Source organism: Abyssisolibacter sp. ZYX002, assembly GCF_056892235.1.
On the sequence record NZ_JARMXH010000003.1, the window covers coordinates 74,078 to 95,293 of the forward strand.

Annotated in this window: 19 protein-coding genes; 13 read left to right on the forward strand and 6 right to left on the reverse strand. The window is 28.8% G+C overall.

Translation table 11 applies throughout. The features are described from left to right. The first annotated feature begins 72 nt into the window (after positions 1-72). The 3 genes from P3X86_RS10370 to P3X86_RS10380 are packed head-to-tail and all read left to right on the forward strand — an operon-like array spanning position 73 to position 3,795. Positions 73-1,122, forward strand: coding sequence for an ABC transporter substrate-binding protein (locus P3X86_RS10370; protein WP_483292619.1), 1,050 nt, complete (start codon positions 73-75; stop codon positions 1,120-1,122). Beyond that, the gene (locus P3X86_RS10375) at positions 1,076-2,800 is read left to right on the forward strand and encodes an ABC transporter permease (RefSeq protein ID WP_483292620.1); all 1,725 of its coding nucleotides are present in this window, start codon (positions 1,076-1,078) and stop codon (positions 2,798-2,800) included. The genes P3X86_RS10370 and P3X86_RS10375 overlap by 47 nt, the downstream gene beginning before the upstream one ends. Next, complete coding sequence (locus tag P3X86_RS10380; protein WP_483292621.1) at positions 2,797-3,795, forward strand: ABC transporter ATP-binding protein; 999 nt, start codon at positions 2,797-2,799, stop codon at positions 3,793-3,795. The genes P3X86_RS10375 and P3X86_RS10380 overlap by 4 nt, the downstream gene beginning before the upstream one ends. A gap of 37 nt (positions 3,796-3,832) precedes the next feature. Here P3X86_RS10380 and P3X86_RS10385 read toward each other — a convergent pair whose 3' ends face one another. Beyond that, positions 3,833-4,963 (reverse strand): GGDEF domain-containing protein, encoded by a 1,131-nt coding sequence (locus tag P3X86_RS10385; RefSeq protein WP_483292622.1) that lies wholly within the window; start codon positions 4,961-4,963, stop codon positions 3,833-3,835. Between the two features lie 438 nt (positions 4,964-5,401). On the opposite strand from P3X86_RS10385, the gene P3X86_RS10390 reads away from it, so the two are divergent. From P3X86_RS10390 to P3X86_RS10405, 4 genes are all read left to right on the forward strand, one after another. After that, on the forward strand, positions 5,402-7,150 hold the full coding sequence (locus P3X86_RS10390; RefSeq protein ID WP_483292623.1) for an ABC transporter ATP-binding protein: 1,749 nt from the start codon (positions 5,402-5,404) through the stop codon (positions 7,148-7,150). An 11-nt stretch (positions 7,151-7,161) separates the two neighbouring features. Beyond that, positions 7,162-9,231: an ABC transporter ATP-binding protein gene (locus P3X86_RS10395; protein WP_483292624.1), complete on the forward strand. Its 2,070-nt coding sequence runs from the start codon at positions 7,162-7,164 to the stop codon at positions 9,229-9,231. 94 nt (positions 9,232-9,325) lie between these two features. Beyond that, entirely contained in the window at positions 9,326-10,348 is a 1,023-nt protein-coding gene (locus P3X86_RS10400) for a hypothetical protein (protein ID WP_483292625.1), read from the forward strand. Positions 10,349-10,559: 211 nt separating this feature from the next. After that, on the forward strand, positions 10,560-10,859 hold the full coding sequence (locus tag P3X86_RS10405) for a hypothetical protein (RefSeq protein WP_483292626.1): 300 nt from the start codon (positions 10,560-10,562) through the stop codon (positions 10,857-10,859). Between the two features lie 147 nt (positions 10,860-11,006). On the opposite strand, the gene P3X86_RS10410 is transcribed toward P3X86_RS10405, so the two are convergent. Then, entirely contained in the window at positions 11,007-11,147 is a 141-nt protein-coding gene (locus P3X86_RS10410) for an ATP-binding protein (RefSeq protein WP_483293030.1), read from the reverse strand. Positions 11,148-11,339: 192 nt separating this feature from the next. Here P3X86_RS10410 and P3X86_RS10415 point away from each other — a divergent pair, with 192 nt between their 5' ends. Continuing rightward, the gene (locus tag P3X86_RS10415; RefSeq protein WP_483292627.1) at positions 11,340-13,079 is read left to right on the forward strand and encodes an ABC transporter ATP-binding protein; all 1,740 of its coding nucleotides are present in this window, start codon (positions 11,340-11,342) and stop codon (positions 13,077-13,079) included. A gap of 74 nt (positions 13,080-13,153) precedes the next feature. On the opposite strand, the gene P3X86_RS10420 is transcribed toward P3X86_RS10415, so the two are convergent. Further along, the gene (locus P3X86_RS10420) at positions 13,154-14,566 is read right to left on the reverse strand and encodes a sensor histidine kinase (RefSeq protein ID WP_483292628.1); all 1,413 of its coding nucleotides are present in this window, start codon (positions 14,564-14,566) and stop codon (positions 13,154-13,156) included. After that, positions 14,553-15,284, reverse strand: coding sequence for a response regulator transcription factor (locus P3X86_RS10425; protein ID WP_483292629.1), 732 nt, complete (start codon positions 15,282-15,284; stop codon positions 14,553-14,555). Before P3X86_RS10425 ends, P3X86_RS10420 begins: the two co-directional genes overlap by 14 nt. A 191-nt stretch (positions 15,285-15,475) precedes the next feature. On the opposite strand from P3X86_RS10425, the gene P3X86_RS10430 reads away from it, so the two are divergent. The 3 genes from P3X86_RS10430 to P3X86_RS10440 are packed head-to-tail and all read left to right on the forward strand — an operon-like array spanning position 15,476 to position 17,698. Next, positions 15,476-16,213 (forward strand): ABC transporter ATP-binding protein, encoded by a 738-nt coding sequence (locus P3X86_RS10430; RefSeq protein ID WP_483292630.1) that lies wholly within the window; start codon positions 15,476-15,478, stop codon positions 16,211-16,213. Further along, positions 16,206-16,955 carry an ABC transporter permease gene (locus tag P3X86_RS10435; protein ID WP_483292631.1) on the forward strand — a complete coding sequence of 250 codons (750 nt, stop codon included), beginning with the start codon at positions 16,206-16,208 and terminating at the stop codon, positions 16,953-16,955. Before P3X86_RS10430 ends, P3X86_RS10435 begins: the two co-directional genes overlap by 8 nt. Beyond that, positions 16,955-17,698 carry an ABC transporter permease gene (locus tag P3X86_RS10440; protein WP_483292632.1) on the forward strand — a complete coding sequence of 248 codons (744 nt, stop codon included), beginning with the start codon at positions 16,955-16,957 and terminating at the stop codon, positions 17,696-17,698. The genes P3X86_RS10435 and P3X86_RS10440 overlap by 1 nt, the downstream gene beginning before the upstream one ends. Before the next feature lie 272 nt (positions 17,699-17,970). Here P3X86_RS10440 and P3X86_RS10445 read toward each other — a convergent pair whose 3' ends face one another. Both P3X86_RS10445 and trhA read right to left on the reverse strand, forming a co-directional pair. Then, complete coding sequence (locus P3X86_RS10445) at positions 17,971-18,876, reverse strand: DUF362 domain-containing protein (RefSeq protein WP_483292633.1); 906 nt, start codon at positions 18,874-18,876, stop codon at positions 17,971-17,973. 56 nt (positions 18,877-18,932) lie between these two features. Continuing rightward, on the reverse strand, positions 18,933-19,571 hold the full coding sequence (trhA, locus tag P3X86_RS10450) for a PAQR family membrane homeostasis protein TrhA (protein ID WP_483292634.1): 639 nt from the start codon (positions 19,569-19,571) through the stop codon (positions 18,933-18,935). Positions 19,572-19,737: 166 nt separating this feature from the next. Here trhA and P3X86_RS10455 point away from each other — a divergent pair, with 166 nt between their 5' ends. After that, on the forward strand, positions 19,738-20,262 hold the full coding sequence (locus P3X86_RS10455; RefSeq protein WP_483292635.1) for a DUF1836 domain-containing protein: 525 nt from the start codon (positions 19,738-19,740) through the stop codon (positions 20,260-20,262). 23 nt (positions 20,263-20,285) lie between these two features. Beyond that, entirely contained in the window at positions 20,286-20,537 is a 252-nt protein-coding gene (locus P3X86_RS10460; protein WP_483292636.1) for a TM1266 family iron-only hydrogenase system putative regulator, read from the forward strand. Positions 20,538-21,216 lie beyond the last annotated feature (679 nt).

Genomic DNA, 21,216 nt, shown 5'->3' on the forward strand with positions numbered 1-21,216 from the left:
TATTATGGGTGTATACTACACATAGAAATGATAATGAAAACTGTTATCAGTGAAAGTTAGGAGGATATTATAATGAAAAGATTAATATGTGCTATGTTATCTTTGATGATGATTTTATCATTTACAGCATGCTCTAATGATAAAACAGAAAACGTAGCTGGTAGTCAAAGCAATAAGAAATCATCTGATAAAATATTGATTTATCTATCGGGAAGTCAAGCAATGATAGATAAGTTAGAAGCAGAATTTGAGAAAGATAGAGGAGATGTAGCTGATTTTCTTACTATGAGTTGTGGGCAAGTTAGAAGTAAGGTATGGACTGAAAAAGAAGCTGGGCAGATACAGGCTGATGTAATATGGGGGTCTGATCCACTTATTTATAACAAGCTAGATGATCAAGGATTACTTGAGAAAATTGAAGTCAAAAATATGGAATCAATGAATGAAGAATACATAATAAAAAACAGAAACTACATATACATAAATGAAAGATACATTACTATAATGTACAACAAAAAAGCATTTAAAGATTCAAAGGTGCCTCAGAGTTATGAAGATTTATTAAAAGAACAATATACGGATAAGTTAGTTATGGCAGATGCAAATAGATCTTCTACAGCGCTTGGGATTGCATCTAGTATCTATCAGATTAAGAATGAAAACATAGATTACTTTAAACAGTTACAGAAAAATGGAGTATATCTTGCTAAATCTAATGGGATAGTCCCATCTAAGATACTAGAGGGCGAATTTGACTTAGGAATTGGGCCTCATGATTCTGTTATTAGACTTAGAAAAAAAGCTAAAAAAGAAGGTTATGAAATGCCTGTAGATATTATCTGGCCAGCTGAAGGTGCTATATCAATAAAGAGACCTATTGCTATAGTTAAAAATAAAAATAGAAGTGACAATAACAACAAAGTAGCTAAAGAATTTGTGAATTTTATGTTATCTAAGAAAGCACAAATGATAACTAATAATTTTGGATTTGTAAGTGTTAGAAAAGATATCGAAAATAAGTATTTACCAAAAGATATCAAAAAGTGTAACATTGATTGGAAGAAGGCTACCGATAATGAAGATAATTTCAAAAAACAATATGAACAGATATTCCAAGACTAGTAAAAACATAAAAAAACCAAAATTGCATTTGAATTTTACAAATGCAATTTTGTTAGTATTTAGTGTATTTATAGCGTTTTTGTTCTGCTTTCCAATACTGAAGATAGTGTATAATAGCTTCAATATAGATGGTAATATTTCTATGAAAGCATATAAGGATATGATAACGAGTGTTGGTACATATAAAGCTCTATATAACACGATGAAGTTAGCGTTAGGAGTATTGTTACTGACTTGGTTATTAGGGGGTAGTCTAGCTTTTTTATGCCAAAAGACAGACTTTAAATATAGCAAGCTAATAGACAAATTAGTTTTTCTTTCATTTTGTATACCATCATATATAATATCTGTCTCTTGGGTTCAAATCACCTCTAAGGGAGGGTATTTACATAGAATACTTAAATTATTATTTAATATACAAAGTTACAATTTTAAAACATATTCAATCACAGCTTGTGTACTAGTAATGTCGGTACATCTATACCCTTTAGTTTATTTTGGTATTAGTAATGCTCTAAGGAAAACAGGTGGTGTACTAGAAAAAAGTGCTCGTATATGTGGGGGCTCATCAATACATGTCATGAGGACAATAACTCTTCCATTAATTATACCAGCTTTTTTATCAACAGGATTATTAATTGTGAGTAGATCAATGGCTAACTTTGGTGTATTAGCATATTTAGCTTTACCAGTAGGGAGTGAAGTGTTAACTACAAGGATATTCAAAGCTATGTCAGAGCTCAACATTCCACTTGTTTGTGTATTGTCTATAACATTGGTTATAATATCTAGCTTGATCTATATAATAACTCAAAAATATATATTTAGAAGAAGGTTCGATATTAAAGACGGTGCCTCAAGTAATAAGACAGTAATCCATTTAGGTAAATTTTCTACTATAATTTATCCTATTGTCTTTAGTTTTTTTATGATAGTGCTAGTGATACCAACTATAACGCTAATCATATCATCCCTTATGAAAAGATGGGGACTTTCGGTTGTTGGTGCAAATATGACGCTAATTAATTACAAGAGAGTGTTATTTGAAAATACACTAATAAAGAGGGCGATAATAAACAGTCTAGAATATGGAGTTGTATCAGCATTTATAGCATGTATTATAGGCATAGCAATAATATATATTTATAAGTTTTCAAAGAAAAGGACCGCTAGATTGGCAATGAACATAGCCATAATACCTTTAGCTTTACCTAATATGATATTGGCTATAGGGGCTGTTTTTGCGTGGATAAATAAGCCTTTAAAACTATATGGGACTAAATGGATAATAATAGTTACTTATGTGATATTGTTTATTCCTATGATAATTAAACAAATAAAGGGTATCTCAGAAAACATAGATATTTCTATGGATAATGTAGCTAAAACGTTAGGAGTTCCTTTGTTTAGAAGAATAAAAGATATATTTCTTCCACTCATAAATAGAGGGGTTATAACAGGGTTTTTAATATGTTTTCTTATAGCACTAAGAGAAATCCCCATATCATTATTATTGTATTCAAAAGGTAACGAAACAATAGGGGTTATGCTATTTACTATACAATCAAATTCATATGGATTAGAGATGACATCAGCAATTGCTGTGATAGTTATAGCTATAAGTATTATAGGAAATATAATTATTAACAAAATAGGTATTAGGAGACTGAACAAATGAGCGAGTTAAGTATAAGTAATCTAAAAGTTAGCTACGGTAAGGATGAAATAATAAAGAACTTTAACTTGAATCTAGCAAATGGAGAACTTTTAGTTATATTAGGTTCTAGTGGATGTGGAAAGAGTACTTTGTTGTCTGCGATATCAGGTTTACTAAAACCAAAATATGGAGATATTATATTGGGCAACAATATTCTTTTTTCAGTTGATAATAAAATAAATGTACAAGTAGAAAAAAGAAATATCGGATTTGTATTTCAAAATTATTCACTGTGGCCTCATATGAATGTATTTGAAAATATTGCTTATCCACTTAGAATAAAGAAGTTAAAAAAATCACTAATTAAAGAGGAAGTAGTAAATATACTAAAAAGTGTGGAGTTATCTGACAAGGCCAATTGTTATGAAAGCCAATTAAGTGGTGGAGAGAAGCAGAGGGTTGCACTAGCTAGAGCTGTTGTAAGTAAGCCAGAGTTATTGTTGTTAGATGAACCACTTGCCAATATAGACGCTGTACTCAAACATCAGATATTAAATTTAATATCAAGAATAAACAAAGAATATAGTCTACCGATGATATACGTTACACATGATCAAAATGAATCTTTTTTAGTAGCGGATAGGATAGTTATTATGAAAGAGGGTGAAATAGTCCAAAAAGGATCACCAAAGCAGATATATAGACATCCTAAAAATGAATTTGTAGCTGAGTTTATAGGAAGAAACAATATTATACATTCAGGTATGTACGGTAATATCACAGATATAACTAAGGAAAATACAATAGCAGTAAGACCTGAGGATATATATATACATAGTAGTGGTGAATTTACTGGAGAAATAAAGAGAGTAATATATAGAGGTTTTATTAGCGAACTGTATGTTGATTTTAACAATCAGACTATCATAATATCAGTAAATTCAGACGAATATAAACAAGGTGATATTGTTAAATTCAATATAGGTAAGTATCATGTTTTAGACAGATCAGTATAAAAAAGTAACGATAAATCAAAAAAGGGATTATATAAATTTATTTATACAATCTCTTTTTTAATTTTTTATTGTGGTACATTTTGCTGTCTATGCACTTAATAAACTGATTAGCTTCTTGTTTTGTTTCATAAGTGTAAAGCTCATAGCCAATACTAACACTTAAAGGATTAGAGTCTTTATTGGTAGTATCATTATATATTGAAAGCTCGTATTTAATCATATTTATAGCGTTTTGTGCATCATAATGACTATCTATTTCACTGATTATTACAAACTCATCACCTGCATATCTTGCAATAAAATCATTTGGCTTAAATGATTTTCTCATTATTTTTACAATAGCTATCAAAGCTTCATCTCCACGAGTATGTCCGTAGTGATCGTTTATATGCTTAAAATTATCAACATCTACCATAAAACCAGTAAAGGTGCTAGATGGATTTATAGTCTTGATTTTATTTTTCAAATAAGAATCTAGGTGTCTTCTATTAAAAGCATTAGTTAGGTAATCAAAGGTTATATTTTTTTCTTGAAAACCAAACAATATTAAAAAGTTAGATATTGCCATACTAATCCAGATAATTGATTGATTATCATATATAACTTGAGATATAATACAAATCATAGGCGGGAGAACTACTGATAATAACGAAAACATATTTTTTCTTTTGTATATAATTTCTATAAAAGCTATAAATAGTATGCTGTAATTTGCAATTACATAACAAGAATAAAAATAACCCTTAATAAAAGAATTATCAGTATAAGAAAAAATTATATTAGTATATATATTAATAACTATTAAAATTGAATTTATTATAATAAAGATATAAAGAACATGCCTTAGCTTAGAGTTTCTATTTAAATTTGAATGAATTTGATAATCTATAAACATAGCGCAAACATAAAAAGGTAGCCAAAAGAAAGCATAATATATAGAATAAATTGTCATGCAAAGCACATCATTAGTTATAAAGTGAGTATCGCACAAATATGAAAGGCTCCCTAAAAGAACTATTAATATATTTAATGTAAGAAATAATACCATCAGTCGATGTTCAACAGACGTATAATCAAATCTTTTGTTTTTATTAAAATAAAAATATGCAATTGTAAGTAATACAACAACGAATATATTGATGTCTAATTGCATTAGAATAATGTTCATAATATCTCCCTCGCAAAAATTAGGTCTAAAGTTCTATTGACGATTTTAATTATAACACAAAATTTCGTGAAGTTGTAAAAAACATGTAAAAATATAAAACAAAATAGCAAATCTTAAAGGTTATTGTATTGCGGTATATATAGAAAGGATTAACAGTAGTAGCTGTATAAGAAAATTGTAAGGTAAAGTATTATTTAAATATATATATAAGATGTTATATTTTTATTATCTTTTATAATATATTGTATACAAAAATAAAATTTAAAATTAATTATATTAAAGTAAAAAAATATTAAATTAGCATGACAGTTGTGTTAATATAGTTTATAATAGTTATGTCTGCAATATTTACATAGAGAAATAATTGTAACATAGTGACATATTATTTCGAAGATATTTAACTTGGTATCTTAAGACTTGATAAGAAGGGGTGATTGGATGATAGTTAAAAGTATAAGACCATACTTAAAGAAGTATAGTCCGTTGTATCTAATAGGTTTGCTTAGCCTTTTTATGGTGGATTTTTTGCAAGTTAAAATTCCTGCTATTATAGGAGATACAACAGATGGTATATCAATGGGAACCTATACAAAAGAAAACATATACCAAAATTTAACTAAGATAATAATGATAGCAGCTTTTATCATGATAGGACGGTTTGTTTGGCGATTTTTCATTTTTGGTACCGCGAGAAAGATAGAGTATAATTTACGTAATGATTTTTTTAGGCACTTAGAGAAATTATCATTGAGTTACTTCAATAAGACAAAAACGGGAGATCTAATGTCTCATGCAACCAATGATTTGAATACTATTAGGATGTCACTGGGACAAGGAATGTTGTTTGCATTTGATTTTATATTGATTATTTCTTTAGTTTTATATCAAATGATAAACAGTATATCTTTAAAACTAACATTGATAGCAATAATTCCTTTACCATTTATAGGGATACTAGGTGTTGGTTTTGGTAAAGTAATGATGAAGAGATTTAAGGCAAAACAGGAAGCATTCTCTGATATGACTGAGCAAGTTCAAGAGAATATTTCAGGAATCAGGGTTGTCAAAGCATTTACACAAGAAGATAAAGAAATAGGAGCATTTGCAGACATAAACAAATATAATTTCAAAAAGAATATCCATGTTGTAAAGTTATTTGCTTTATTATTTCCTACTATAACCTTAATAAGTGGACTAAGTACTATGATAACTATAGGTTATGGTGGTTACATGACTATGATAGGGCAGATATCACTAGGACAATTTATTGAGTTTATACAGTATTTAGGAATGTTAGTTTGGCCAATGATGGCGTTTAGTATGACAATAAACATATTCTCACAGGGAATGACCTCAGCTAAAAGATTACAAGCTATATTAGATGTGGAGCCAGAAATATTTGATTCAGAGAACACAGCTGATATAAAAGAGTTAAAAGGGGACATAGAGTTTAAGAACTTTTCATTTGATTATCAGGGCGGTCAAAAAGGAGCATTAAAAGATATAAATGTTAAAATAGAGAAGGGTCAGATGGTAGGTATTATCGGTAGAACAGGAAGTGGCAAAACTACATTTGTTAATTTATTGCTTAGATTATATAATCCAAAGAAATCAGAAATTTTTATAGATGGAGTTGATATACTGGATATACCGTTAAAAATACTACGCAAGCAGATTGGTTATGTACCTCAAGACAACTATCTGTTCTCTAATACAGTTAAAAACAATATCTTATTTGGAGCTAGAGATAAGACCAGTGAGCAAGTAAAGGAAGCCGCAAAGATGGCAGATGTACATCAAAATATAGTCGATTTTACTGATAGTTACGAAACGGTAATAGGTGAGAGAGGAACAACTTTATCAGGAGGACAAAAGCAAAGAGTATCAATAGCAAGAGCATTAATTAAAGACCCGTCAATATTGATATTAGATGATTCGGTATCTGCTGTTGATATAAAGACCGAAGAAAAAATATTGAGTGAGCTTGAGAGAACTAGAAAAGGTAAGACGACAATAATAATAGCTCATCGTATATCGACTTTAAAGCAAGCTGACAAAATATTAGTAATAGATAATGGAAAAATTATAGAGCAAGGTACAAATGAAGAACTTATGGCCTTAGATGGACTATATGCTGATATGGCTAAAAAACAACAACTTGAAAAATCATTAGATGATGAGGCGTAGGAGGTGTTAGTATGGATAATCACGAAATAGAATACAAATCCTATGACCCAGATATTATGAAGAGGCTCATGGGTTATGCAAAGCCCTATAAATTAATGATTATGTTTAGTATATTATTGCTATTATTATCAACGGGTGTTTTGCTAATTAGACCTTTATTGATGGGAAGAGCAATAGATTCAATATTTCAAAACTACGAAAAAACATTTATCATTGAAGATACAGGCGATATAAAAGTAGAAAACTATAATTTAAAGCTAATAGACGTAGATGATGAAGATGATGTTAATGAGCTTAATAGTTCAAATACATATGCAAGAATATTTAGTAGCGATGATACGTATTATCTTGCTGTAAATTTAACAACAGGAGATTTATCTAAATTTATAAGTGTAGATGAAAAAAAGATCAATATATCTGATGGTAGTTTAATAATGAATAATCAAAAATATTCAATACTTAAGTTATCAAAAGACAATTTAAAGGATATTAGAAAAGATGATTTTGTCCAATTAGCAAAGCTAGTTGCTTTATATTTTGTATTATTGATAATAGGTATGTTAGCGGAGTATTTCCAAGCAGTGTTATTACAAAAGTCTGGGCAAAAGATAATTTACAATATCAGAAATGAGATATTTACCCATATAGAAGGATTATCAACAAATTATTTTAACAATAATCCAGTAGGTAGGCTTGTAACTAGAATAACCAATGACACTGAAACACTCAATGAGATGTACACTAGTGTTATATCAAATTCTATAAAGAATGTATTCTTATTAGTAGGAATAATAGTGATGATGTTTACATTAAAAGTAAAGCTTACTTTAATAGTGTTGTGTATAATGCCTGTCATAATTATAACAACATTTATATTTAAGAAATTCTCAAGAGAGAATTTTAGAACGATCAGAACAAGAGTAGCTAAAATCAATACATTTTTATCAGAACACATTCAAGGAATGAAGATTATACAGATATTTTCAATGGAGGATGAAGTTTTTGATGAGTTTGACAAGGACAATAAGAAACTTTACAAATCTAATCTAAAAAGTATTATAATATTCGGAATGTTTAGACCTATAATGTATGCTATGTATATAGTAGGAATTTGTTTAGTTTTAGGGTTTGGTGGAAACATGGTGCTTAACGGTGCGCTTACTATCGGAACGCTAGTAATATTTTTCAATTATAATACAAGACTGTTCCAACCGATTAACGAACTAGCAGAGCAGTTTAATATACTTCAATCAGCTATGGCAGCAGCAGAAAAGATATTTACTATATTAGATACACAGGATCGTATAGAAGATAAAAAAGACCATAAGGAATTGAAGCAGGTTAAAGGGGAAATAGAGTTTAAAGATGTATCTTTTGCATATAAAGAAGGTGAATATGTACTAAGAGATGTTTCATTTAATATTAAACCAGGTGAAACAGTAGCATTTGTTGGAGCCACAGGAGCAGGAAAGACATCAATATTGAATCTAATAAGTAGATATTATGATATTCAAAAAGGAGAAATACTAATAGATGGAGTAAATATAAGAGAATATGATAAGAAATCTATTAGACAGCATGTAGGGCAGATGTTACAAGATGTTTTCCTGTTTACAGGAGATATAAAGAGTAATATAAGATTACGTAATGAAGATATCACAATAGAGGAGATAAAAGAAGCTGCCAAGTACGTAAACGCAGACTATTTCATACAGAAGTTACCAGATAAGTATGATGAAAAGGTTTATGAAAGAGGGGCTACATTCTCAGCAGGTCAAAGACAGCTTTTATCCTTTGCTAGAACGCTTGTGTTCAATCCTTCAATATTAATACTAGATGAAGCAACTGCCAATATAGATACAGAAACAGAAAGATTGATACAAGATGCAATGGAGAAACTTATGGAAGGGCGTACTACATTAGTAGTTGCACACAGACTTTCGACAATACAGCATGCTGATAAGATTATAGTACTTCACAAAGGAAAGATTCGTGAAATGGGTAATCATCAAGAGCTTCTAACTAAAAAAGGAATGTATTATAAGCTGTATGAGCTTCAGTATAAAGATCAAGCAGAATAAACACCAATTATGGGAGTGTCTATACTATCAAGACACTCCTTAGTTGTATACAGTTTTGTATTAATGAATATAAGTTAAATCTAAGGAGATAAATATGTTATTAAAAGATTTTAAGGAAAAAATGATTTTTCCAATTAAAGAGATTCTAATAGATAAGATAGTAAAAATTAGAGGTTTTGATGTTCATATAGTATCGCTAACTCAAGAAAAAAATAAAAATGTTTTGTGGGTATTGTATGAGTGCAATGACGAATTGACTGACTTAGAAGAAAGAGAAGAATACATTTCAAATAGAGATAAAATGATTAACAGTGTGAATAAACACATGAAAGATATTAATTTTTATATATCTGAATTATACATACAAAATCAAAAGATGACATTTATAAGATCAAGGGGAATAAGCTTAGATGATTATCACCCAGACGAAGGATATAGTTGGTTGCAACATTTTATTGAAAATGGAATGTCTACAGATCATTGGGATGAAGTCAACGTATCTAATATAGTTATAGAAGCGTATGAGCAAAAAGAAGACGAAAAATTTCCTAAAATCGATTTATCAAGAGAACTAGATATCACAATAACGATTAGTGAAGGATTTAAGGAAGTGTTAATAAATCAGCCTATCAAACTAGAATTTGGTGAAATGCAAAAAGGAAATGAGCTTTATTTTTATGACACTATTGGAAACAAAAAACGTACTTTTTATATTGACAAAATGGAGCATTATGATGTATGGCAAGACATAAATAAAAAATTGGAAAGTCAAGAATTTCAGAACTTTTCAAAGAATCAGATGAAGCAGATGAAAACAGACTATTTAGCTAGTATTGAAGAAATTTGTCCTAAAGGTATGGATTTAGCAATGCTTGAATATGAAACAGAAGATGGGATACAGCTTAATTTTTATACAAAGGAATATCTTGATAAAAAGCCAGTCTATAAAAATTATTCAGGCTCCTTGGGTTTTAGATTAGACAAAAAAATTGGTATTAATGGATTTAAGAATAGATTAGCTATGATTAAGCCAATAAAAAAAGATTTTTATAATAGCATAGATGTCGAATTATTTTCATGGTACTTAGAGATACCTAAAGAAGTAATAACATTATAAGCTTATATCGTTAGAATGTTAAGATAATATGTAATAATATAGAAAACACAATTACACACAATTTACCTTAATATCACACAATACAAACATAATCTTACCAAATTATCTATGTATACTTAGTCTATAGTTAATATTTATTATCACGAAAATTGAATTGTTTACTATAAATAACCTTACGGTTAAAAACACAAAGAATATAGGAGGGTATGTTATGAAGAAAATAATTTCACTAGGATTAGGAGTGCTTATATCTGCTAGTATACTAGCCCCTACTAATGCAGATGCAGCCACGAATAATTATAACTCGAATTTCAATAGAATAAACAACGAACGCAGTACCGAATATAATTCTAATAATAAAAATTGCATTGATTGGTGTCGTAATGAAGATGATATAATTAAAGTGTTAGAATATTACACAAAAGTATTCAACGACGCATATAAAGATGGGAAATTAGAAAAAGGCAAATATTATGGAAATGAGGATTTGCTTAAACTAATTAACGAATAAAGTCAATTGCAAATAGATAATAATTTATTAACTAAACAAGTAGAATAAATAGGTTGAGTAAGAAGTTGAAAATATGCATCTTGTACTATGAATTAAAATGTACAATCTTAAGGGAGTGTTTCAAAGTTGAAACACTCCTTTCCCTGTCTATATAACTTTTAATGGTATTGATATAACAACCTCTGTCCCAACACCTATAGAACTGTCTATGCTTATTATCCCACCATGTGATGTTACAATGCTCTTAGCAATTGCCATACCTAGACCGTTATCTTCTATATATACTATAGTACTTTATATATAAAAAACTATTTAAATATAATTGAAAAAATGGTAAAATGATTATGAAATGAAACCAATAATTAACCTTAAAATCCAATCTATAGTAAAAACATTATAAAAGGTAAAAGAATCCGTTACATTTAATCAAATCATTATAATTCCTGTTGAAAGAAAATAAAGAAAGGACAAAATATAGTTATGAAAATCAAAAGTGCGTATATAAAGCAGTTTTATAAGAACAATAAGCTTAATTTTTCAATGTCTATATTTATATGTATACTAGGAGCTATTTTTAATATAGTAAATGCTTTTTTATTACAACAACTCATTGATGTTGCAACAGGCGGAACATTAGAAAAATTAAAAGTTGTTATCTTAAGATATATTATTTTTATGGTTATGTTTTTAGTGATCTATTTATTAAAAAGATGTTTTATAAATAATTATGTTGAAAGGGCTATGAAACAATATAAGGACTATGCTTTTAATAACCTACTAAAGAAAAACATGAATGCCTTTGGAGAAAATGTTACTAGCAAATATATTTCAATATTTACAAATGATTTGAATGTTATAGAATCAGGGTATGTAAAATCCGCTATTACTATATTTGCTCAAGGATTACAATTTGTCCTAGCAATCTTGGCGATGGCATATATGAATTTTACACTTATGGCGATTGTTGTGACAGCCAGCATATTATCCATAATAGTATCTATCTTATTTGGTAATTCTCTTAGCAAAATGGATCAAGAACTATCAAAAATCAATGAGAAATTTATTGCTACAGTTAAGGATATGTTAACTGGATTCCCTATAATTAAAAGCTTTAAAGTGGAAAAAGAGGTCTTTGCTCAATTTAACTTAAGCAATAAAGCGGTGGAATATTCAAAGAAGAGAAAAAAAAGAAAAGCTGAATTAATAGAAATGATTTCAGGAGAAGCTGGATTAGCTCTTGCTTTGGTAACTTATGGTGTGGGTGCATACTTTTCAATAAAAGGAGTCATTACGGCAGGAACAGTGGTAGCTTTTATACAATTGTTAAACTATGTAATAGACCCTATAAATCATCTTGGCAATTTGATTCCAGCCAGAAGATCTAGTAAAGGCCTTATAGAAAAGATGGAGATAGCTACTTACTGCGATAATAATGAAGATGATAAGATATATAAAGACGAATTTGACGATTGTATAGTATTTAAAAATGTTTATTTTGGATATGATGAAGGTAGAGATATACTAAAGAACATCAATGTATGTTTTGAAAAAGGGAAAAGTTATGCTTTAGTTGGAAGTAGTGGAAGTGGAAAATCTACCTTACTCAATTTGATTCTTGGATATATGGATGGCTATAGAGGAGAGATTATTTTTGATGATCTAGAATTGAGAAGAATAAAAGCAAGCAGTTTATATGAACTTTTTTCTGTAATTCAGCAGAATGTATTTATATTTGATAACACTATTGAGGAAAATATAGTAATGTTTAAGAAATATGAGGAAAATATAGTTAATAAAGCTGTAGATATAGCAAGTTTAGATAATTTAATAAATGAAAAAAACTATGACTATAGCTGTGGTGAAAGTGGGAAATTTTTATCTGGTGGTGAAAAGCAACGTATTTCCATAGCTAGAAGCTTAATTAGAAAGTCACCTATATTAATTATGGATGAGGGTACATCTGCTCTTGATGTAGTTACAACACAAAAAATTGAAGCAGAGCTTGCTAAAATTGATGGATTAACTAAAATTGTAATTACTCATAAGATGGACAAAAATATATTATCTATGTATGATGAAATTTTAGTTTTAAATGATGGGGCTATTTACGAAAAGGGATCTTTTGATGAATTAATTTCTAAAAAGGGATTTTTTTATTCACTATTCAATGTAAGTAATGTAAGTGCTTTAAAGGATGAAAGCAAAGAAGCTATGAGTTAAAACAAGATGGCAGATTTGATTAATGACAATTATAAAGGATGTTACTCTAAAAATTTAGAGCTACATCCCAATTTTTATAATCTTATAGAAATAACAACCTCTGTCCCAACACCTATAGAACTGTCTATGCTTATTATCCCACCATGTGATGTTACGATGCTCTTAGCAATTGCCATACCTAAACCACTACCTTCTATATCAGAGCTAGTATTAGTGCCTCTATAGTATTTGTTGAAAACATGCTTCAAGTCATCCTGAGGTATACCTTTCCCGTTATCTTTGATTATAATATTAGCTGTACTTGTTTTATTTATAGATATATTGACATTTACATTGTCATCATTGTGTTTAAGAGCATTTATTATAATGTTATTAATAGCTCTTTCCATCAACGATTTGTCAATATTAACATTGATTTTACTATTGGATTTTTGTAAGTCGATATTTCTGTTTGAGTATAAAGGATTACCTGAAATTTGTAAAACTATATCCTCTAACAAATCATTAACATCTATACGAGCTAATTTTAAAGGAATTAGCTTATTTTTAAGCTTATTTGTTAGATTCAAGTCGTTGATTAAATTCTCAATATGCATTGATTTTGACCATATTATATTTGAGTATTCAATTAATTCATCTTTACTAAAGCTATAATCTGGATTTTTTAGTAGCTCAGCAAATCCTCTTATTGAAGAAAGAGGTGTTTTCAAATCATGAGATATAGAGCTAATCCATTCGTTCCTAATGTTTTCTACTTCTTTTCTACTAGCTAAGCTTTTATTTAAAGTTTCTCCTAGCTGATTCAAATTATAAAAAACGTGTTTGAATATGCCCTTATTTTCAAGATTAATATTATAGTTTCCTTTTGCTAAATTGTCAATACCACCAATTATTTTATTTATAGGTGTAGTGAATTTTCTAGAAAGTAAAATGTATAATACTAGAACGATTAAAATCAAATCAAGAGTGACAAGCAGACCAAGTTTTTGTATTGCATTTCTTAGCATTGAAGGTTTGAATACAACAGTATGTTTTGCAATTTCTTCTAATGGATACCCTATGACATATATATATTCATGATTATCAACATTGATATTGTTTACAAATATAGTATAACTTTTATTTATATCATATTTGAAGTTGTTAAGTAGTTTAAATGTAGTATATGAAGCTGGTATACTAGAAGGCTTATATGTTGAATAGACTTCAGTTAAATTATCATCTAGTATTTGAAGCCATGCATTATTGTCAGTAAGAAAAGTTTTACCTCTATCTTTGATTAATATTGTTTTATTAAAGGAAATATACTCTTTGAACTTCCTTGTCAATGTTTCAGGGTCAGTATTAGTTATTTTGTTATATGATACTACACCTAAGCCAGTAAAAATGATATTTATTACAATAACAAATACAGTGATCAGGATGAATACTATTAAGAATGTATTAGTCAATCTTATATTTGTTTTCCATTGTCTAAATTTTTTCATAATACTCCCCTTTATTGTAAGCGAATTTATAACCCATGCCCTTGATAGTTTTTATAAATTTGGGCTTTGATGGATCAACTTCAAGCTTTTTTCGTAGTTTACGAATATGAACCATTATAGTGTTATCATAACCTTCAAAGTCACAACCCCATACATTAAGACTAATAAGATTCTTGCTAAGCACGTAATTATAGTTCTTTGCCATATAAGCCAAAAGCTTATACTCAATAGGTGTTAATGTTATTTCATGGTTATCTTTCAATACTACATGCCTATCGGTATCAATAATAATATTATCGAATTTAAGTATATTTTCGTTATGTTTTTTATTTACATAATTATTCCTTTTAAGGTTTGCTATAATCCTCAAAACTACTTCTGTAGGACTGAATGGTTTAGTAACATAGTCATCAGCACCAGTTTTAAAAGCATAAAATTTATCAAACTCTTCAGATTTTGCAGATAAAAATATAATTGGTACAAATGAAAACTTGCGTATTTCTTTACATACCTCATAGCCATCTAAATCGGGTAACATTATGTCTAAGACTATGATATCAAAAGAAACGTCTTCTGACATTCTAATAGCTTCAGCACCAGTTTTTGCTTTATAAATATTTGTAAAACCTTCTTTCTTTAAAACAGTTTCTAAAAGCAACAAGAGAGACAGCTCGTCATCTACTAATAATATATTTTTTAAATATAATGATTTTTTCATAAAATATCACACTACTTTCTTCTAATTACTCTAAATATAGCAAAAAAAATATAGATGTTCAATGTTTCTATAAAAAAATAAGGTTTAGTTAAGGTTAAGAAAATTATTTGTTAAAGATAAGATAGTATCATGAATATATACAATATTTATTCATGGATAATTTGTGTATTTATAAGATAGGAGGTCAAAAAATGAACAAGTACATTATAGAAACTAAAGGATTAACTAAAAATTACAAGGATATGAAAGCAGTAAATAATTTAGACATAAAGGTTAGAGAAGGATTAATATATGGTTTTTTAGGGCCTAATGGTGCAGGAAAATCGACAACCATTGGTATGTTACTAGGTCTTATTAAGGCTAGTAAAGGAAAGGTGAGTATATTTGGAAAAGACATCAATAAACACAGGATAGATACACTAAAAAATGTAGGGTCAATTGTAGAATCACCATCATATTATCCAAATCTATCTGCGTATGATAATTTAAAAATATCAGCTGATATACTTGGATTAGAATATAAAGAGATAGATGAAGTATTAGACATTGTTAATCTCAGTAAGGTAAGAAACAAAAAGGTAAAAAAATTCTCGCTAGGAATGAAACAGAGATTAGGAATAGCACAGGCATTGATTGGTAAACCGAAGCTTTTAATATTAGACGAACCAACCAACGGGTTAGATCCATTGGGGATACATGAAATTAGGGAGCTTATAAAAAGCTTCCCACAAAAATACGGTATAACGGTTTTAATATCTAGTCATATTTTAAGTGAAATAGAATTAATTGCTGATGATATAGGTATTATACATGAGGGGAAATTGCTATACCAAGGAACGCTAAAGCATCTTAAAAAGCTTAAACCCAATGCTAATCTTGAGGAGGTGTTCTTTGATATATTAAAAAATGGTGGTGAAATTAATGATTAGTAGATTAGTAAAAATCGAACTTTTTAAATTTAGAAAAAACTTGCTGTATAAATTGACTTTAATAGTTCCGCTTTTTATTTCTAGCTTATTTTATATAGATATACTACTAAGAAAAGAGACAATAATTAAGGGGACAATGAAATATTATGAAATCAGTGAGTTATGGAGAATTGCTCTCATAGAAAATTTCTATATGAATGGGTGGGGGTTAGTTTTACCAGCCATAGTAGTTATGATGGTATATATGTCAAATACCATAGAAAAGCAAAATAATACGTTAAAATTAATACTCGCAAGACCTATAAGTAAAATGAGCTTTATAATAAGTAAATTTATAGCAATGGCGATCTGGACATTAGTTATAGTGATATTGACTTACATTAGTGTTTTGATTGTTGCAGATATGAATAATATGCTATCTGATATAGACTACTATCAGTTAAGTATTTATATTGCATCAATGATATTAGCAGTAGTTGCATTAATTAGCTTTCAACAGTTAGTAGCAATAGTACTAAAGAGTGAAATTGCTGCAATGGTAATTGGATTAATAGCAAGTTTTGGTAGTATCATGGTGCTTCAGAGTCCATTACTGCCCAAAATAATACCATATGCTTATATATTTAGATTAGAGCCGAGTAGTGATAGATTCATAGTATCAAGCTGTATAAGTTCAGTTGCTTGTATAGTGATATCACTATCTATTAGTAGTATAGTTTTTAACAGAGAGGATGTACGATAATGAGAGTAGGCTTCTTAAAGTTAATAAAGGTTGAATTTAATAAATTAAAAGGGACAAAATTAATACCAATATTTATATTGTTTCCACTAATATTTTGTTCACTTGGATTGATGAATGTTATAAGATATAAAGAAAAATTCTTTAGTAACACAGATCCGTGGTCTATAGTTTACGAACAGAACGCAATATTTTATGGTGGGCTATTTTTTCAAATTATGATAGCAGTGATTGTTGGAGCTATAGTAGGAGTAGAGTTTAAAAACAACAACCTTAAAAATATGTTTACGTTGCCAATAAAAAAAGAACAAGTTTATATCAGTAAACTAATAGTCGTAAGCTTGATGATTTTACTAAATGTAGTGATATTTATTGTTTTTATAGCTGTAAGTGGTTTAATTATAATTAAGCCAGATAAAATACCGTTATATGTAATAATGAGTCCTCTGATATCTTTCGTATCTTCTTTGCCAATAGTAGCTATATATTATTACTTAAACATAAGACTAAGAAACAGAATAATACCAATTATACTATCAATTTGTCTAGTATTTCCTACTATGATAATTAATTCAAGTAAATTATGGTGCGTGTTTCCATTTGCATTTCCAAGTCATTTGATTATGGCAGGTACATGTTTTTATAGCAATAGTTATTCAATAGTCATGGTATTTGTAACGATAGTATCATTTGGACTGTTTACTAGGTTGGGAATCAGGTACTTTAGAAGAATGGATGTGAGATAATAAATCACTTAGGGTCATGCTTTTGAAGTGTGGCTCTTTTCTTTTGGTGGAAAGGATAAATAACATCTGCCAAACCATGCGAGAGTAGTGTTTCATTAAAGCAACAAGAAGCATATCCGTTTTTTGAAGAAGCACTTTAGAGGACTTATTCCTGCAAAGCTTCTAGTGAATAAAGAAACAGGATACCTGTTGAAAAAATCAGGATATGCTTTTGTCAATAATCAATAAGCTTAGAGTCGATTCTATGTTAAAAATAGCTTTAATGATTAAACCTACTTATCAATAACCACAATATCACCGTATACTTTTTTACTAAAAGCACGTTCACCTTCTGCTATAGTCATACCTTTTAATATTATATTATCCAAATTGCTTTCACCTAACTTTAGCTTTGAACAATTATAAAGATAATGTATAGCTTGAGGTTTAAAGCCTAAAAGCCTAGCACCTATAGTATCAGTTGCTATAGCATCATTGCCACATATTACTATACCCGTGTGTCTTGCTATACCATTTGATGGACCAGAACCTATCATAGCTGGATTAGCGCTTACAATGGCTATATCTATAGGTAGTATTTTTGTCATAGCAGTAATAAAGCTGTGTAAATCGTCATGAATACCTAGATTTTTCTTTGGATAGCCATGTATTTCAGCTGGAGGCCATCCAAGAGCTATATTTTTTATACTGGCTGACATAGTTGCTTCTTCGTGATGTTTTAATTGAGTAAAAGATATTAATACAGTCATTTCTTCAATGAGCTTATTAATTTTGGTTTTCTTTGGATTGTCGTGATTAAGTTCTACTTCTATAAAAGGCCCATTGTTTAGGTCTATAAATTCAACATCTTCTGATTTTATTATTTCATCATAGCCCACTTCTTTCATAACAGTGTGAGTTTTTACACTTCCAGAACCAGTGGCTACAATAATCCTTTTTGGATTTAGATTTTTTACATATCTTATAATGGTCTTTAGAGTTTTAGCACCTACGACAATAGCATCGCTCGCATGATTTTTTTTGTTGTTTACCCAATTAGGTGTTATTACAACAACATCATTAGTATTTATGATATCTTTAGCGTTTATTTTTTCAAGAGCATCTAATACAGCTGTACTTTCATTATCATTTTGTACTAGAGCTACAATAGATTCTTTATTGTTTAATTTATCCTTCAAATTATCACCTCTAAACGGTATTATTCCCAATAAGTTAGAGAATACAAGAGGTTTTTTTATATTATGTAATTATAAATTAATAGAAAATGAAATAAACTCCCTAAAAGAATAAATACATGGAAAATCTCATGGAATCCAAATTTCCATATACGTATTTTACTTGATTTAACCATATATATAATAGCACCTATGGAATAAGCTATTCCTCCTAAAAACAAAAGGAAAAACGCAGGTTTAGGTAACAAGTTATAAAGAGGGTAAATAACAAATATAGCTGACCATCCTAGAATAAGATAAAAACTAGTATATAGTAACCTTGGTGCATTCAGCCAAAAAAATTTCAATACTATACCTACAATAGCCAATGTCCATACAACGCTAAGCAAAGTATAACCCACTTTTCCTTTTAGTACAACCAAGCATATAGGAGTATAAGATGCAGCAATAAGCACATAAATCATTGTATGGTCAATTTTTCTAAGGATTTTTATAGTATCATCAGAAGCTTTAGACCAGTGGTATACTGTAGAAGCACTGTAAAGACCTATAAGACCTAAACAAAAAACTACAGAGCTTAAAATCTTAATCCAGCTGTGGGAACTAATAGAAGTTAACAACAATAGAACTAAACCTATTATTGAAAGAAAGATTCCTACTAAATGAGTAATTGAATTAATTGGTTCTCTCATCTTCATAATACAAACACCTCCATACATAGTATAAAAAACTAGATAACATCATATTAATATAATAGCAACATAGTTGAGACAAGTCAATAAGTTTTTAAAAGTTTTGTAATAATAGAGTTATTACTATATAATTATTAATGAATAGTAAGTACATAACTTTGAGGTGAGTGTAATGAATGAAAGTGGGAATATTCTATCATACGAAGCTGTAACAGCTGATAGTATACCAACGATTGATTTATATATGGATCAGTTGACGAGTTATTTAGATTCCGTTTTTGAGAAATATAAAGTGTCAACTGATGAGAAAATATTAACTAAGACGATGATTAATAACTATGTAAAAGCCAAGCTAATAGAAAAACCTACCAAGAAAAAATATAGTAAAGAACAGATTATGCAACTCATAATGATCTATAGTCTTAAGAATGTAATGTCTATAAATGAAGTTTCTGATATATTCAAATTAAATTCAGATAATTGTGAGTTTGAAAAATCTATATGTATTAAAGAAATGTACAATATGTTTATTGACATCCAAGAGAAGGTTCTGAATGAATCAAAGAGTGAAGAAGAGCAAAATGAGAGTATTAACAAAGTAGAAACTATACTAAGATTAATAATAAAAGCAGATATAAATAAACGATTAGCTCAAAAAATGCTGCTTGATATTAATATTGCTGATAAAGAGAAATAATACAACAAAGGAGGATATAGATTATGAAAAGAGTTGCAGTAATAAGTGCAATACTAGATAATCCATTAGCTTCGCAGGCTAAATTTAATGATATTGTATCAGATTACAAACATTTGATAAAAGGAAGAATGGGATTACCACTTAGTAATGATAAAGTGACAGTAATATGTATAGTAGTAATGGGAGAGCTCGATAACATAAATAGCTTGACAGGAAAGTTAGGAAGATTAGAGAATGTTCAGGTCAAAACTTCTATTTCAAAACAAGAGTTATAATTATTTAGTAACACAATATAATAATTATACGTATAATATAATTGAATAATAAATATATTGCATTAACACAGCTGATATTACTTAAAGATGAAAATTAGCTGATTAACAGAAAATCAATATGATTTTAAAATACAAATATACTAAATATTGATCTCAGAACAAATAACAAAAGAAAAAGGTTAAAAGTTATACAATTTTCAAGTAGCTTAAGAGGGTAAATAACAATAAGAGACTGTTCCTAGATGGACGGTCTCTTTCATGTTGTAAAGAAATAAAGAAAACTATAATAAAATGCAAAATATGACAAAAAAATGATATAATGTAATGATATACTATACATATAAAATAATATTTTGGAGGTGTAAATATGACAATATCTAGATTTATAAGCTATAAAGAGGGTCCTAGATATCTTTGTTTACCTGACAGAATACATGGACGGCCTTGCTTAGACGATAAAATTCACTACTAAAACTGACTAGATTTTATAAACACCTGTAGTTTATACCTTGTCAATAAATAGTATAATTTAAGCACAAATAGCTATAGTGAAATATAGCTTATAAAGCATTGAATTGATAAAAATACAAAGGAGGCGAAAATATGACAATGTCAAAATTTGTGAGCTATGATAATGTTCCTAGATATATTTGTTTACCTCACAAAGTAATAGGAAAAC

Coding starts and splice junctions, on each gene's coding strand:
- P3X86_RS10400 (WP_483292625.1), top strand. CDS start 9,326: ATGTTATTAAAAGATTTTAAGGAAAAAATGATTTTTCCAATTAAAGAG.
- P3X86_RS10420 (WP_483292628.1), bottom strand. CDS start 14,566: ATGAAAAAATTTAGACAATGGAAAACAAATATAAGATTGACTAATACA.
- P3X86_RS10405 (WP_483292626.1), top strand. CDS start 10,560: ATGAAGAAAATAATTTCACTAGGATTAGGAGTGCTTATATCTGCTAGT.
- P3X86_RS10460 (WP_483292636.1), top strand. CDS start 20,286: ATGAAAAGAGTTGCAGTAATAAGTGCAATACTAGATAATCCATTAGCT.
- P3X86_RS10395 (WP_483292624.1), top strand. CDS start 7,162: ATGGATAATCACGAAATAGAATACAAATCCTATGACCCAGATATTATG.
- P3X86_RS10380 (WP_483292621.1), top strand. CDS start 2,797: ATGAGCGAGTTAAGTATAAGTAATCTAAAAGTTAGCTACGGTAAGGAT.
- P3X86_RS10370 (WP_483292619.1), top strand. CDS start 73: ATGAAAAGATTAATATGTGCTATGTTATCTTTGATGATGATTTTATCA.
- P3X86_RS10375 (WP_483292620.1), top strand. CDS start 1,076: ATGAAGATAATTTCAAAAAACAATATGAACAGATATTCCAAGACTAGT.
- trhA (WP_483292634.1), bottom strand. CDS start 19,571: ATGAAGATGAGAGAACCAATTAATTCAATTACTCATTTAGTAGGAATC.
- P3X86_RS10430 (WP_483292630.1), top strand. CDS start 15,476: ATGAACAAGTACATTATAGAAACTAAAGGATTAACTAAAAATTACAAG.
- P3X86_RS10435 (WP_483292631.1), top strand. CDS start 16,206: ATGATTAGTAGATTAGTAAAAATCGAACTTTTTAAATTTAGAAAAAAC.
- P3X86_RS10415 (WP_483292627.1), top strand. CDS start 11,340: ATGAAAATCAAAAGTGCGTATATAAAGCAGTTTTATAAGAACAATAAG.
- P3X86_RS10390 (WP_483292623.1), top strand. CDS start 5,402: ATGATAGTTAAAAGTATAAGACCATACTTAAAGAAGTATAGTCCGTTG.
- P3X86_RS10455 (WP_483292635.1), top strand. CDS start 19,738: ATGAATGAAAGTGGGAATATTCTATCATACGAAGCTGTAACAGCTGAT.
- P3X86_RS10385 (WP_483292622.1), bottom strand. CDS start 4,963: ATGAACATTATTCTAATGCAATTAGACATCAATATATTCGTTGTTGTA.
- P3X86_RS10440 (WP_483292632.1), top strand. CDS start 16,955: ATGAGAGTAGGCTTCTTAAAGTTAATAAAGGTTGAATTTAATAAATTA.
- P3X86_RS10425 (WP_483292629.1), bottom strand. CDS start 15,284: ATGAAAAAATCATTATATTTAAAAAATATATTATTAGTAGATGACGAG.